This window comes from Streptosporangium minutum (assembly GCF_002149035.1).
Taxonomy (GTDB): domain Bacteria; phylum Actinomycetota; class Actinomycetes; order Streptosporangiales; family Streptosporangiaceae; genus Streptosporangium; species Streptosporangium minutum.
In genome coordinates this window covers 1-13,779 of the sequence record NZ_NGFP01000250.1, presented here as the reverse complement: position 1 = coordinate 13,779, position 13,779 = coordinate 1, and the positions used below count along the sequence as shown (strand labels likewise).

The window sequence follows — 13,779 nt, the reverse complement described above, 5'->3', positions numbered from 1 at the left end:
TCATCGGGGCGGGCGGGCGCGGAGCGGCGGACGTGCCCCGTGGACGCGCCCCACAGGGCCAGCTCACAGACCCGGCGGGCCGCGTCGGCCAGCCGCTCCTCGGAGAGCCGCCCCTCGATCACGGCGTCCACGATGGCGTCGCGGACCGCAAGGGCGGTGTGCTCGTCGGCGTGCTCGCCGCCCACGCAGATCGCGTCGGCGCCCCCGGCGATGGCCCGCGCCGAGGCGCCGCCGATGCCGTAGGGACCGGAGACGGCCGCCATCTCGATGCCGTCGGTGACGATGACGCCGTCGAAGCCCAGCTCGACCCGGAGCAGGTCGTGCAGCACCCGGCCGCTGAGGGTGGCGGGCATCGCGGCGTCGAAGGCGGGGACCAGCAGGTGACCGGTCATGACCGTGCGCACGCCCTCCGCGATGGCCGCGCGGAAGGGCCGCAGCGCCACCTCGTGGAGCTCCTCGGCGGTGGCCGCGACCAGCGGGACGCCGTGGTGGGAGTCGACGGAGGTGTCACCGTGGCCGGGGAAGTGCTTGGCGCAGGCGGCGACCCCGGAGGACTGCAGGCCCCGGACCCAGGCCGCGGTGTGCCGGGAGACCAGGTCGGGGTCCGCGCCGAAGGAACGCAGACCGATGACCGGATTGTCCGGGTTGGAGTTGACGTCCGCCGAGGGGGCGAAGTCGAGGTTGACCCCCGCCGCGGCGAGGTCGCGGCCGAGGTCCCTGGCGATCCCCTCGGTGAGCTCGACGTCGTCGACCACACCGAGGGCGAAGCTGCCCGGCCGGGTGCTCCCGGCCGCCGCCTCCAGGCGCGTGACCTCCCCCGACTCCTCGTCGATGCCGACGAGGACCTGCGGGTTCTCCGCGCGGAGCGCGGCCGTCAGGTCGGCGACCTGGGACGGGGTCGCGATGTTCCGGGAGAAGAGCACCACCCCGGTCAGACCGTCGGCGAGACGCCGACGGAGCCAGTCAGGCGGAGACTTTCCCTCGAACCCCGGAAGAACTACCGTGTCCGCCAGACGAAGCAGCTCTGGGCCGCGCTTCATGCACCCTCCTCGCCTGACGGCCGGCCGGCTTCTCCGGCCGAAGACACGCAGACAAACTGTTGTTCCGGCACCCCCGTGAAAGCGCTCTCAGAGGCTTGGGCGCCAATCTAATAGGAAACTTTCCTAATTGCTAGTGGGCTGACCATGGGGGTTTGACTCCAGGTTTACACATCCATGTCGTTCATGGAACAGGAGAATTCCGACGAGGCCGGAACCCCGGCCGGGCACGGCCACCGCCCGCGTGGCGGAACCGGCCGTCATCGCCACGGTGGAGGCCGCCCGGGACCACGGCGCGGACGGGGAGACCCGGGGCCGCCTCCGTGGTCGTCCGGGAGAGCCCCTCGTCATGACGACGGGACGGCGTCGCTCCGCACCGCCTTCATCGCGCCGGCCCAGGGGATGAGCTGGTCGAGCATGGCGGTGAGCCTGCCCTCCTGGTGGGAGGCCGGGCGGACGACGCTGAAGCGCTCGAAGTCGGCGGCCAGCGTCAGCGCGACCTGGCTGCTCACGGCGGCGACCTGGAGCTCGCCCAGCACCAGGCGCAGGTGCTCGACCGCCCGGGTGCCGCCGACGGAGCCGTAGCCGACGAAACCGGCCGCCTTGTTGGCCCATTCGGCGTGCAGGAAGTCGATGGCGTTCTTGAGCGCGCCGGAGACCGAGCGGTTGTACTCGGGGGTCACGAACACGTAGGCGTCGAAGGAGGCGATCCTCTCGGCCCAGGCCCTGGTGTGTGGATGCTCATACTGTCCCATCGCGGGCGGCATCGGCTCATCCAGGTGCGGCAGGTCGTAGTCCCTGAGGTCCACGATCTCGAACGCGGCGTCGTCGCGCCGGGCGGCGAGGTCGTGGACCCAGCGGGCCACGCCTTCGCCGTTGCGGCCCGGGCGGGTGCTGCCGATGACGATGGCTACTCTGATCATGATTTGCCTCTTCTTTCCCAGGAGGGGAGGAACACGGTCCCGGCCAGGCCGAGTGCGGTGAGGACGAGCATCCAGGTCAGGGCGTCGCCGAAGCCGCTCGCCTGGAGGATGGCGGCCATCAGCGCCGTGCCGGTGGCGGCTCCGACGCGCTGGACGACATTGGAGGCGCTGGTGGCGCCGGGGATGGCCGCGGGACTCAGCGTCCGGTAGACGGCCACGCTGATGGGCAGGCCGGCGACGCCGAACCCGATGCCCCGGACGAACAGCGCCGCGCCCAGCAGCGGCGGATCGGCGGTCAGCAGGAACGGGATCGTGCCCACGACGGCGACGGCCAGCCCGGCGACCGCGAGCGGGCGGGGCGGCACGCGGTCGGCGTAGCGGCCGACCAGCAGGGCGGCCAGGCCGAGGCCGACGCTCTGCGGGACGAGCGCGAGCCCGGCGTCGAACGCCGACAGTCCGCGGGACTGCTGGAAGTACAGCGGCAGGAGGAACATCGGACCCCAGGTCGTGACGCCGATGACGAACATCATCACCGTCCCGCCCCGGAAGGAGCGGTCGGCGAACAGTCGCAGGTCCAGCAGGCTCGCTCCGGCGCGGCGGAGCGAACGCACGACGAACACGGCCAGCAGCGCCGCCCCCGCCACCGCGATCACCGGCGCCCCGCCCTCGGTCAGGGCGTACAGCAGGGCGACCAGTCCGGCCGGCAGCAGGACCAACCCACCGAGGTCGAGTCGCCGGTCGGCGCGTTCCTCTTCGCGGGGGAACCAGCGCCAGGTCATGACCATGGAGACCACGACGATCGGCACGTTGACGAAGAAGATCCACCGCCAGCCCCAGCCGTCGATCAGCAGGCCTCCCAGGATCGGCCCGGAGATCGGCGCGAGCTGGCCGACGAGCCCGACGACGCCCATCACCCGGCCCAGGCGGTCCGGTCCCGCGGCGCGGGCCAGGGTGAGCTGCGTCAACGGCAGGATCATGCCGCCGCCCAGTCCCTGCAGCACCCGGAAGCCGACCAGGGAGCCCGCCGACCAGGCGAGGCCGGACAGCACCGACCCGAGCAGGAACAGCCCCAGCGCGGCCAGCCACATCGCGCGGGCGCCGAACCGGCCGACCGACCAGCCCACCAGCGGGATCACCGCGGTCATCGCCAGCACGTACGCGGTGGTGACCCACTGGATCGTCGAAACCGGCGCGGCCAGCTCCCGTCCCAGCTCGTCGAGGGCCACCGCGACGATCGTGGTGTCGAGCAGCGCCGCGATCGCGCCGATCAGCAGCGTCGCGGCCAGCGGGACGATGCTCCCGTCCGGCGCCCTCGCCACGGTCGGCGCGCTCATGGGATCAACAGGGTCTTGCCGGTGGTGGCCCGCGCCTCGATCGCGCGGTGCGCCTCGGCGGCCTCGTGCAGGGGGTAGGTCTGACCGATGGTCGGGCGGAGCCGGCCGGCCGCCGCGAGGGCGAGCGCCTCCTCGGCGAGCGCGCGGACCTCGGCGGCGCTCGGCACCCCACCGTCGGGGACGGCCCTCACATGGCCGGCGGGCTCGGTCCAGGAGCCGGAGGCCATGCCGTACACGCTCGCCCTGCCGCCTGGCCGTACGGCCAGCATGCCCTGCGCGCCGACCGCGCCGCCCACGCCGTCGAAGACCAGGTCGACGCCCCCGCTCAGGTCGGCGACCTCGCGCTCCCAGCCGGGCCGCGAATAGTCGACGTAGGCGACCGCGCCCAGGGAGAGGACGAGCCCGCCCTTGCCCGCGCCGCGTGCGGCGCCGATCACCCTGGCGCCCGAGGCCGCGGCGAGCTGCACCAGCAGGCCGCCCACGCCGCCCCCGGCCGCCTCCACCAGCACCCACTCGCCCGCCCTCACCTCGGCCTGCCGGTGCAGCAGCACGGCGGTACGGCCGTCGGCGAGCAGCGCCACCGCGTCGCGCAACTCCACGCCCGCCGGGACGGGGACGGCGTCCTCGACCCGGGCCACGGCGAGTTCGGCGTAACCGCCGGCGCCGCCCGTCGTCGCCACCACGACCGTGCCCGTCAGTACCGGGTCGACGCCGGGGCCGACGGCGACGATCCGGCCGCCGACGCCGTTACCCGGGACCCGCGGCAGCGGCGGCCGCTGCTTGGCCGCGGGACCGCGCCCGGCCCGTACCTGAGTCTCCACGAAGGTGATCCCGGCGTACTCGACCGCCACCAGCACCTGGCCGGCCTCCGGCACCGGGTCCGCCACCTGTCTGACCTGGAGAACATCGGGCCCGCCGAACCGGTCCATCGTCACAGCACGCATGTCCGTACCTTCTCTCAAAAGGGAGCGAATCGCTCCGCTATGAAGCTATACCGGAGCGATTCGCTCCGCAACTGGTAGGATGCGGGCATGAGTGACGGCAGGTACCGCGGCAGGAGGCAGGCCGAGGCCGAACGCAACGACCACGCGCTGCTCCAGGCCGCCCGGGAGGTGCTCGCCTCCGACGGCGCCCACGCCTCGGTGGCGGCGATCGCCGCCCGGGCCGGGGTCGGGATCGGCAGCCTCTATCGCCGCTACCGCACCAAGGAGGAGCTCTTCCAGCGCCTGTCGGAACTGGCCCTCGACCAGTGGAACGTAGCCGCGGAGGCGGGGCTCGCCCACGAGGACCCCTGGGCCGGGCTGGCCGGCTTCGTCACCGCCTGCGTCGAGTTCGGCCAGGGGTCCCTGGCCCCGATCGCGGGGACCGTCGACGTCACCCCGGAGATGTGGGCCAAGAGCACGCGCGGCGACGAGATCCTGGCCGCGATCGTCGCCCGGGCCCGCGGAGCGGGGGTCCTGCGGCCGGAGATCACCCCTACGGACGTCTCCCTCCTGATCGAGCAGCTCGGCTCCTCACCGATGCTCGACCAGATCCGCAAGCAGGGCCGCGAGGATCTCGTCGAGGCCGCCGTGGCCGCCCGGCGGCGCCTCATCGCCATCGCCCTGGACGGCCTGCGCGCCGTCCACAGCGAACCGCTGCCCGGCCCGCCGCCCGGCGACCACCTCTTCACCGAACGCTGGAGGCGCGACTCCCCCGCCTGAACGGCACCCGGTGGCGGCGGCACGGACGCCCGGAGACTCGGGGGCCGGAGCGCCGGCGGCCGGTCCGAGTCCACCGCCGCCCGCCAGGCGCCCGCCCGCGCCGGGCGCCCTCTCAGAGCCGTTCGATGATCGTCACGTTGGCCTGGCCGCCGCCCTCGCACATCGTCTGCAGGCCGTACCGGCCGCCGGTCCGCTCCAGCTCGTGCAGGAGAGAGGTCATCAACCGGGCGCCGGTCGCGCCGAGGGGGTGGCCGAGGGCGATGGCGCCGCCGTTGGGGTTGACCCTGGCGGGGTCGGCGCCGGTCTCCTTCAGCCAGGCCAGCACGACGGAGGCGAACGCCTCGTTGATCTCGACGGCGTCGATGTCGCCGATCGACATGCCCGTCCTGCGGAACGCGTGCGCGGTGGCGGGGATGGGGGCGGAGAGCATCATGATCGGGTCGTCCCCGCGGACGGACATGTGGTGGACGCGGGCGCGCGGGGTCAGGCCGTGGGTCCGGACCGCCTCCTCGGAGGCGATGAGCAGGGCGGCGGCGGCGTCGGAGATCTGGGAGGAGACCGCGGCGGTGAGGCGTCCGCCGTCGACCAGGGTCCTGAGCGCGGCCATCTTCTCCGGGGTGGTGTCGCGGCGGGGGCCCTCGTCGGTGGTGACGCCCTCGTAGGGGGCGATCTCGGCGGCGAAACGGCCCTCGTCGACGGCGCGCAGCGCCCGCCGATGGGACTCGTAGGCGAACTCCTCCATGTCGGCCCGCGATATGTCCCACCTGGCGGCGATCATCTCGGCGCCGCGGAACTGCGACACCTCCTGCCCGCCGTACCGGGCCTGCCAGCCCTTGGACCCCGCGAACGGGCCGTCGAAGCCCAGGGCCTGCCCGGCGGTCATGGCGTAGGCGATCGGGACCCGGCTCATGCTCTGCACGCCGCCGGCCACGACCAGGTCGGACGTGCCCGACAGCACGGCCTGGGCGGCGAAGTGGACCGCCTGCTGGGAGGAGCCGCACTGGCGGTCGATCGTGACGCCGGGCACCTCCTGCGGCAGCCCGGCGGCCAGCCAGCAGGTGCGGGCGATGTCGCCGGCCTGCGGGCCGACGGTGTCCACGCAGCCGAACACGACGTCGTCCACGGCCGAGGGGTCCACGCCGGTGCGCCGGACGAGCTCCCCGATGACGTGGGCGCCCAGGTCCGCCGGATGGGCGTCGGAGAGACCGCCGTTCCTGCGGCCCACGGGAGTCCGGACGGCGCCGACGATGTATGCCTCAGCCATTGCGTGTCCCTTCGATATGAGCCCACCTCAAATGTAGCAAGCGCTTGGTTCCATTCAAAGACGGGGATGAGCTGGCGTGTTCATGTGAACAAGCGATTGCGCAAGGGCTCATAATGAGGGTGTGAACACGCGAAAGAACTCCGGCGGCACGACCAGCACCCCAGTCAAGCGCCAGGGGACGACGAAGCGCACGGCCTCATCCGGCCCCGCCTCCGAGCGCCGCGACCACCTCGTCAAGCTCGCCGCCGAGCTTTTCGCCCGCAAGGGCTTTCAGGCCACCACCGTCCGCGAGATCGCGGAGGAGGCGGGCATCCTGTCCGGGAGTCTCTACCACCACTTCGACTCCAAGGAGACGATCGTCGACGAGGTGCTGACCACCTTCCTCGACGACCTCGTCGGCCGCTACCGCGCCGCGCTGGAGCAGGAGGGCGAGCCCCGCGCAATCCTTTCAGAGATGGTGCGCATCGGGTTCAGCACCCTCGAACCGCACCGCGCGGCGATCACCGTCATGCAGAACGACTGGAACTACCTGCGCTCCCTGCCCGGCGACCGTTTCGACTACCTGGTCAAGGCCGAGGACGAGGTCGAGCGCATGTGGGTCGAGCAGATCAAGCTCGGCCAGGCCGTGGGCCAGTTCCGCGCCGACGTGGATCCCAAGCTCACCTACCGCATGATCCGTGACACCATCTGGGTCGCGGTCCGCTGGTTCCGCCCGGGCGGCCGCCTCAACACCACCGGCCTCGCCGAGCACTACATCACCGTCCTGTTCGACGGCCTGGCGACCGGCGAGCGGAGCAGCCACAGCGCATGACGCGCACGAGCGAGGCGTCGTGAGCGGGCAACGGGCACCGCGCGCGAACCCGACGCGGTGAGCGCGGCAGTCGACGAGGGACGAGGCGTCCGCGGAGCGGACGAGGAGTGGTGAGCGAGCATGGACACACTGCACGAGGCCGTCCGACGCGCGCTCACCGAGGTGGCCGACGCCGCCAAGGCACCGGCGATGCGGGCCTACATGAAGTCGGAGATGCCCTTCCTCGGCGTCCAGGCCGGGCCTCGCCGTACGGCGCTGCGGAAGGTCTTCGCCGGGCACCCGATCGACGGCGCGCCCGAGTGGCGCAGGACGGTGCTGTCGCTGTGGCGGGACGCCGAATACCGCGAGGAGCGCTACGCGGCGATCGAGCTGACCGGGCACCGGCTCTACCGGGGCTTCCAGACCCTCTACGCGCTCCCCATGTATGAGGAGATGATCGTCTCCGGGGCGTGGTGGGACTATGTCGACGAGCTCGCCGTCCACCGCGTCGGCGGCCTGCTGTCGGCCTTCCCCGACACCATGCGCCCGCTCATGCTGGAGTGGGCCCGGGGCGGTGACCTGTGGAAGCGCCGCACGGCCATCCTCTGCCAGAACAGGTTCAGGTCCGCCACCGACACCGGCCTGCTCTACGCCTGCATCGAGCCGAGCCTGTCCGACATCGACTTCTTCGCCCGCAAGGCGATCGGCTGGGCTCTGCGCGAGTACGCCAAGACCAATCCCGGGGAGGTCGTCCGCTATGTCGACCACATGGGCATCACCGGGCTGAGCCGCCGGGAGGCCCTGAAGAACCTGCCGGCCGGATAGCTCCGGACGCCGGGCAGGCGCGCGTCCGGCGGGACCGCATGCCCATCGGGACCGCGCGTCCGGCGGGACCGTGTGCCCAGCGGGACCGCGTGCCCGGCGGGGCGGGACTCGCCGGGCTTCTCGGTCGCCGGAGGTCGGCGGAGTCCGGCGGACGGGTGGAGCCGCGCCCGTCCGCCGGGATCTCGCTAGTCGATCGTGTAGGAGTCGCCGTAGACCTTCCAGGACAGCGGGGTGTTCAGGTCGAGGTTGCCCTTGTTGAGGAAGACCCGCTGCGCGGTGTCGACCCGGCTGGTGTCCTCGTGCGCCTCCTCGGCCCTCATCGCGACCTTGCGGGCGTCGAGGAAGGCGTGCAGGTACTTCACCTCGTCGCCGCCCTGCGCGGGCGGTTTGGCCTTCTTGAGGGCGTTCCTGCGGATCGAGCTGAAGCTCTCCGAGTCGCCCCCGTCGCCGTGCATGACGATGGCGTCGTAGTAGGCGAACTGCCCCAGGGCGCGCAGGCCGTCCTGCTTGGCCTGCTGGACCGCCGGGTTGAAGTAGACCCGGTCGCGCTCGTCGTTCTGCGCCTGCTGGAAGACCTTGTCCTTGGCGGCGGTGGCCCAGTCCTTGGTGTAGTTCGGGTCCAGGCCCTTGTGGGAGTCGGTGCCGTCGACCTTGCGCAGGGCGGGCAGATACTTGGCGAGCACGTTTCCGGGCTTGCGCTCGGCGTAGAGCTCGACGAGATCCAGCATGTCCCCGGTGCCCGAGCAGAAGCCGATGATCCCGGCGGTGTAGCCGCGCCCGTCGTCGATGTCCTCGATGTACTTGTACTGCGCCTTCCAGTTCAGGGAGGAGTTCTCCGCGCTGGAGACGAGCTGCATGGCGATGTCCTTCTTGCGCGGGTCGGTGAGGTCGACGGCGGCGGCCGTCACCGACCCCTGCGAGGGCGCGGACAGGCGTGGCGCGGGCACGGCCGCGTGTCCGGGGGCCGCGAAGAGGACCAGGGCCGGGGCGGCGGCGACGACCGGGGCGAGGAGGAGCCGCAGGGCCCGGCGGCCGGGGCGCGGATCTGACGAGATGGGCACGTGTCTCTCCAGGGGGGGTGATGGAGGAACGACCGGAGGCGAAAAAACCCGCCCGCTCGTTAGGAAACTTTCCTAACGAACTTAACCGCTGATATACCCCGCCCGTCAACCCGTTCCCCTCAATCGGGTCAATCGGGGATGTTCTCCCGCAGGCGCCCCGAGCCCCGAGCTCCGAGCCCCGAGCAGCGTGACGGCAGCCGGGTCACGGTTCCACGTCGCCGGCGCGCACGTCCCCCATGGCGCGGTGAGCGCGACCGCGGATCCGCGTGGAACTTTCAGATGCCCAGTTCGGCGGCGATGCCGTCGAGGACGTATGTGAGACCGCTTTCGAACTGCCAGTGCGCGTCGTCCTTGCGGGTGGCGGTGCGCAGATAGCGCTGGAAGGTGGGGTAGCGGCCGGTCCGCATGTGCCAGATCATCTGTGGAGCCAGTTCGGAGCGTAGCTCGCCGCCGTCAGACCATCCATGCTCGCGCAGGAGGTTGAGCACGGCGCTTTCGTAGTTCAAGGCGCCGGTGACGTAGGCGTCCACGGCGCGGAAGACGCTCATCATCGCGTCGGCGTCCAGACCAAGGCCGTCCAGGGCCGACAGGGCCTGTTCGGCCACGGCCATCCTGTTGGGCGTGAGCGAGAGCCTGGCCTGCGGGGAGAGCTGAGCCAGCCACAGGTGCCGCAGCACCAGGTCGCGGGTGCCCAGCGCCAGGGCGCGCATGGTCTCGCGCCACCCGAGGCCGTCCGGGAGTCGCAGATCGGCATAGACGTGGTCGACCATCAGCTCCAGGACGTCGTCCTTGCCCGCTACATAACGGTAGGGCGCCATGGGAGCGACGCCCAGTTCGGAGGCCAGGCGGCGCATGGTGATGGCCTCCAGGCCCTCGGCGTCGGCGACCGCGGCCGCGGCCGCGGCGATGCGCTGTGGGGAGAGGGTCTGGCGTGGAGTGGGGCTTGGGCGTTCCAGGCGCTCCCACAGGGATTCGCGCGGCTTGTCTTCCTCGGTGGCCATGTTGTCCGCTCCCTCCGGCTTGCCGTGTGTACAACGTATCAACAGTAGACAACGTACACACTCATGTGTACGTTGTATCTCACGAAATACGTTGTACACAAGCGAAGGAACGCGCCCCTCATGAACGACGACCACCTGAAGATCGCGGTCCTCCTGGGCAGCACCCGCGACGGCCGCTTCGGCCCCGCCGTGGCGAACTGGGTCATGGCCCACCTGGCCCAGCGTCACGACATGGAAGCCGACCTGATCGACCTGATCGAAACCCCGCTGCCGACGGTCTTCCCCGTACTCGGTCAGCCGCCCGCCTCCCAGGAGGCCAGAGACCTGCTGGCCGCGGTCTCACCTCGCATGGCAGCGGCCGACGCCTTCGTCATCGTGACCCCCGAGTACAACCACAGCTTCCCCGCCGCGCTGAAGAACGCCATCGACTGGCACGCCACCGAATGGCATGCCAAGCCTGTCGCCTTCGTCTCCTACGGCGCCTTCTCGGCCGGGCTGCGCGCGGTCGAGCACCTGCGTCTGGTGCTGGCCGAACTGCACGCCGTCACCATCCGTGACAGCGTCGGCCTGCAGCACCCATGGGCCCAGTTCGACGGTAGCGGCAAGGCCGTGGACCCGGCCGCCGACGCCGCGGCCAAGGTCATGCTGGACAGGCTCGCCTGGTGGGCGCACTCGCTGCGCGAGGCCAGGATCACCCGCCCCTACGCCGCCTGAACCCACCATGGCCCACCACGGACCAGACGGCCGCCGTCTGCCGTACCTCGCGGTGTTCGGCCTGCTGCTCGGCATGTTCCTGGCCATGCTGGACGGCCTGATCGTGGGCACCGCGCTGCCCACGATCGTGGGCGACCTCGGCGGCCTGGACCACCTGCCATGGGTGGTGACCGCCTACATGCTCGCCGGCGCGGCCACCACCCCCATCTGGGGCAAACTCGGTGACCTGTACGGCCGCAAAGCCACCTTCATCACCGCGATCGCGCTCTTCCAGGTCGGCTCACTCCTGTCAGGGGCGTCCCAGGACATGAGCCAGCTCATCGCCTTCCGCGCGGTACAGGGCCTCGGCGCGGGCGGGCTGATGGTCGGCGCGCTGGCCATCATCGGCGTGCTCGTACCACCACGCCACAGCGGCCGCCTGCAGTCGATGATCGGCGTCATCATGCCGATCGCCTACATCGGCGGCCCTCTCGTGGGCGGCCTGCTCACCGACCACCTGAGCTGGCGCTGGACCTTCTACGTCAACCTGCCCCTCGGCGCCGTCGCCCTCCTGATCATCGCCACCCGCATCCATCTGCCACCGGCCGAACGTGTCAGAGCCCGCATCGACTACGGTGGGGCGGCCCTGCTCACCACGGCCATCGTGGTCCTGACCCTGCTGGCCGGCTGGGGCGGGAGCACCTACTCCTGGTCCTCGCCCCAGATCCTCACCCTGACCGCCGTCGGCATCCTCAGCCTGGCCGGATTCGTGGCCGTCGAACGGCGAGCCGCCGAACCGATCATCCCGCCCCGCCTGTTTCACGACCGCAACTTCACCCTCGCCCAGATCCTCAGCTTCCTGGTCGGCGCGGTCATGCTCAGCGTGACCAACTACCTGCCGCAGTACATGCAGTTCGTCCAAGGAGCCTCACCGGCCGCCAGCGGCATGCTGCTGCTGCCCCTGATGTTCGGCATGCTCGGCGCGCAATTGCTCACCGGCCGTCTCATCAGCGGCAACGGCCGCTACCGCGTCTATCCGATCCTCGGCGGCGCACTCATGATCGCGGGCGCTCTCGCCCTGCTGCCGCTCGACGTCGACACCGCGCCGGTGACGGCCTCGGCGCTCACCCTGGTCATCGGGGCCGGCATGGGCCTGGTGGTGCAGAGCACGACGCTGATCACGATGAACAGCGCCGACCCCCGCGACATGGGCGCCGCCAGCGGGACGGTCACCCTGCTGCGTACCATCGGCGGATCCCTGGGCATCGCGCTGCTGGGCGGCTTGTACGCGGGCCGCATGCGGGACGGCCTCGGCGCGCACCTCGGCCCGGCGGCGGCCGACCAACTGGCCGTAGGGGGCGACCTCACGCCCGCGCTGCTGCCGGGCCTGCCCGCTCAGGCAGGCGACGCCGTCCGGATGGCCGTCACCGGCGGCCTGCATGGCGTCCTCATCGGTGCCGCCGTCCTCGCGGTGATCGCCTTCGCGGCCTCCTGGCTCATCCGCGAGGTCCCGCTCCGCGACGGCCCTCCGACACAGGCCGGCCCCGAACCCGGCACCCACGCCGCCACGCGCAGGTGAACGCCCCGGGCGAGCAGCCGAACGCCCCGCTCGGGGCTCTGACGGACTACTTGAGCGCCCCCGCCGTCAGTCCCTTCTGGATCTGGCTCTGGAAGAGCGTGTAGACGATCAGCATCGGGAGGATGGCCATGCTGAGCGCGGCGAACAGGGCCGACCAGTCCGCGTCGTAGCCGGCCGCGGTGGAGATGTCGGCGATGCCCTGCGTGAGCACCCACTTCTCCTTGGCGGAGGTGAGCAGGACCAGCGGGAGCTGGTACTGGTTCCACTGGCCGAGCACGTTGAAGATGGTCACGCTGATGATGCCCGGCTTGGCCATCGGGAGCATGATCCGGAAGAACACCCGGGTGTGCGAGGCGCCGTCCACGAAGGCCGCCTCGGCCACCGCCCCCGGCAGGGTCCTGAAGAACGCCGCGAGGAAGAACACGGTGAACGGCAGCGAGTAGGCGATGTAGACCAGGATCAGCCCGCCGTGGGTGTTGAGGCCGATGAACGGGCCGATCACCGGGATCGCACCCATGTTCTGCACGACGAAGAACAGGGGGGTCAGCGCCAGGTAGACCGGGAACGCCAGGCCGGAGACGAACAGCAGGTAGACGGCCCGGTTGCCGCGGAACCGGTAGCGGGCGAGCACGTAGGCGGCCATCGAGCCGAACAGCATCGTGCCGAACGTGCCGCCCGCCACGACGACGATGCTGTTGATCATGTACTGGCCCACGTGCGCCTGTTCCCAGGCCCGCGCCCAGTTGTCGAAGCGGAGGGAGGCCGGCAGCGACCAGGCGTCGCCGAAGATCTCGTCCTCGCTCTTCACCGACGCCAGGAACGTCCACACGATCGGCACCGCGACCAGGATCGTCCACACCACCAGCGTGACGTGCGTCAGGACCGACAGGGGCCCCAGCCGCCTCCGGCGCTCCTCACGGGCGTAGGCCCGGCTCCGGGGAATCACCGCGTCTGCCACTAGAACTCGATTCGCTCACGCCGCGACAGGCGCAGGGCCAGCGCCGCGAACCCGATGGTGAAGAAGAACAGCACCACGCCCATCGCGGAGGCGTAGCCGAACTTGAAGTACTGGAAGGCGTTGCGGTAGATCTCCGCCGCCATCACGGTCGTGGAGTGGTCGGGCCCGCCGTGCTCGGCCGTCATCACCCACACGATGGCGAAGACGTCGAGCGCGGCGATGCCGAGATAGACCCAGCCGACCTGGATGGTGTCCCAGAGCAGGGGCAGCGTGACCCGGAGGAAGAGCTGCACCCCTCCGGCGCCGTCGATCGCCGCCGCCTCGAACATGTCGCGCGGGATGGAGGAGATCCCCGCCGAGAAGAGCACCACGTAGAAGCCGACCGCCTGCCAGACCAGCACGCCGAGGATCGCCCAGAGCGCGATGTCGGTGTCGGACAGGAAGCCCACCGGCTCGAACCCGAGGGCGATCAGCGGCGCGTTGAGCATGCCGCTCCGGTCGGGCCGGAAGACCTGCTGGAACAGGACGGCGACCACGGCGACGGCCAGCACCTGGGGGAAGAAGAACACCACCCGGTAGAACCTCGACCCCCAGACGCCCCCGGTGCCGCC

General features: G+C 71.2%; 14 protein-coding genes. 5 read left to right on the top strand and 9 right to left on the bottom strand.

Annotated features, from left to right (window positions below):
- The 4 genes from CA984_RS36080 to CA984_RS36065 form a co-directional block, all read right to left on the bottom strand.
- On the bottom strand, positions 1-1,040 hold a 1,040-nt coding region (locus CA984_RS36080), incomplete at its 3' end, for a glycoside hydrolase family 3 protein (RefSeq protein WP_086577892.1).
- Between the two features lie 344 nt (positions 1,041-1,384).
- Positions 1,385-1,960 (bottom strand): NADPH-dependent FMN reductase, encoded by a 576-nt coding sequence (locus tag CA984_RS36075; RefSeq protein ID WP_086577891.1) that lies wholly within the window; start codon positions 1,958-1,960, stop codon positions 1,385-1,387.
- Complete coding sequence (locus CA984_RS36070) at positions 1,957-3,294, bottom strand: DHA2 family efflux MFS transporter permease subunit (protein WP_086577890.1); 1,338 nt, start codon at positions 3,292-3,294, stop codon at positions 1,957-1,959. Before CA984_RS36070 ends, CA984_RS36075 begins: the two co-directional genes overlap by 4 nt.
- Positions 3,291-4,238, bottom strand: coding sequence for a zinc-binding dehydrogenase (locus CA984_RS36065; RefSeq protein WP_086577889.1), 948 nt, complete (start codon positions 4,236-4,238; stop codon positions 3,291-3,293). The genes CA984_RS36070 and CA984_RS36065 overlap by 4 nt, the downstream gene beginning before the upstream one ends.
- Positions 4,239-4,325: 87 nt before the next feature.
- On the opposite strand from CA984_RS36065, the gene CA984_RS36060 reads away from it, so the two are divergent.
- Positions 4,326-4,997, top strand: coding sequence for a TetR family transcriptional regulator (locus tag CA984_RS36060; RefSeq protein ID WP_086577888.1), 672 nt, complete (start codon positions 4,326-4,328; stop codon positions 4,995-4,997).
- A 112-nt stretch (positions 4,998-5,109) separates the two neighbouring features.
- Here the strand turns inward: CA984_RS36060 and CA984_RS36055 are convergent, their stop codons facing one another.
- A complete protein-coding gene (locus tag CA984_RS36055; RefSeq protein WP_086577887.1) occupies positions 5,110-6,261 on the bottom strand; it encodes an acetyl-CoA C-acetyltransferase in 1,152 nt (383 codons plus the stop codon).
- 121 nt (positions 6,262-6,382) lie between these two features.
- Here CA984_RS36055 and CA984_RS36050 point away from each other — a divergent pair, with 121 nt between their 5' ends.
- Positions 6,383-7,072 carry a TetR/AcrR family transcriptional regulator gene (locus tag CA984_RS36050; protein ID WP_108724667.1) on the top strand — a complete coding sequence of 230 codons (690 nt, stop codon included), beginning with the start codon at positions 6,383-6,385 and terminating at the stop codon, positions 7,070-7,072.
- 120 nt (positions 7,073-7,192) lie between these two features.
- Positions 7,193-7,876 carry a DNA alkylation repair protein gene (locus CA984_RS36045; protein ID WP_086577886.1) on the top strand — a complete coding sequence of 228 codons (684 nt, stop codon included), beginning with the start codon at positions 7,193-7,195 and terminating at the stop codon, positions 7,874-7,876.
- A 185-nt stretch (positions 7,877-8,061) separates the two neighbouring features.
- On the opposite strand, the gene CA984_RS36040 is transcribed toward CA984_RS36045, so the two are convergent.
- Both CA984_RS36040 and CA984_RS36035 read right to left on the bottom strand, forming a co-directional pair.
- A complete protein-coding gene (locus CA984_RS36040) occupies positions 8,062-8,937 on the bottom strand; it encodes a chitosanase (RefSeq protein WP_108724666.1) in 876 nt (291 codons plus the stop codon).
- Positions 8,938-9,212: 275 nt separating this feature from the next.
- Positions 9,213-9,938 carry a TetR/AcrR family transcriptional regulator C-terminal domain-containing protein gene (locus CA984_RS36035; protein WP_086577885.1) on the bottom strand — a complete coding sequence of 242 codons (726 nt, stop codon included), beginning with the start codon at positions 9,936-9,938 and terminating at the stop codon, positions 9,213-9,215.
- A gap of 120 nt (positions 9,939-10,058) precedes the next feature.
- Between CA984_RS36035 and CA984_RS36030 the strand changes: the two genes are divergently transcribed.
- A complete protein-coding gene (locus CA984_RS36030) occupies positions 10,059-10,652 on the top strand; it encodes an NADPH-dependent FMN reductase (RefSeq protein ID WP_086577884.1) in 594 nt (197 codons plus the stop codon).
- Positions 10,653-10,659: 7 nt separating this feature from the next.
- The gene (locus tag CA984_RS36025; protein WP_086577883.1) at positions 10,660-12,210 is read left to right on the top strand and encodes an MDR family MFS transporter; all 1,551 of its coding nucleotides are present in this window, start codon (positions 10,660-10,662) and stop codon (positions 12,208-12,210) included.
- 46 nt (positions 12,211-12,256) lie between these two features.
- On the opposite strand, the gene CA984_RS36020 is transcribed toward CA984_RS36025, so the two are convergent.
- Together CA984_RS36020 and CA984_RS36015 are read right to left on the bottom strand one after the other, a co-directional pair.
- Entirely contained in the window at positions 12,257-13,168 is a 912-nt protein-coding gene (locus tag CA984_RS36020; protein WP_086577882.1) for a carbohydrate ABC transporter permease, read from the bottom strand.
- Positions 13,168-13,779: carbohydrate ABC transporter permease (locus CA984_RS36015; RefSeq protein WP_086577881.1), on the bottom strand; the 612-nt coding region annotated here is incomplete at its 5' end. The genes CA984_RS36015 and CA984_RS36020, both read right to left, overlap by 1 nt.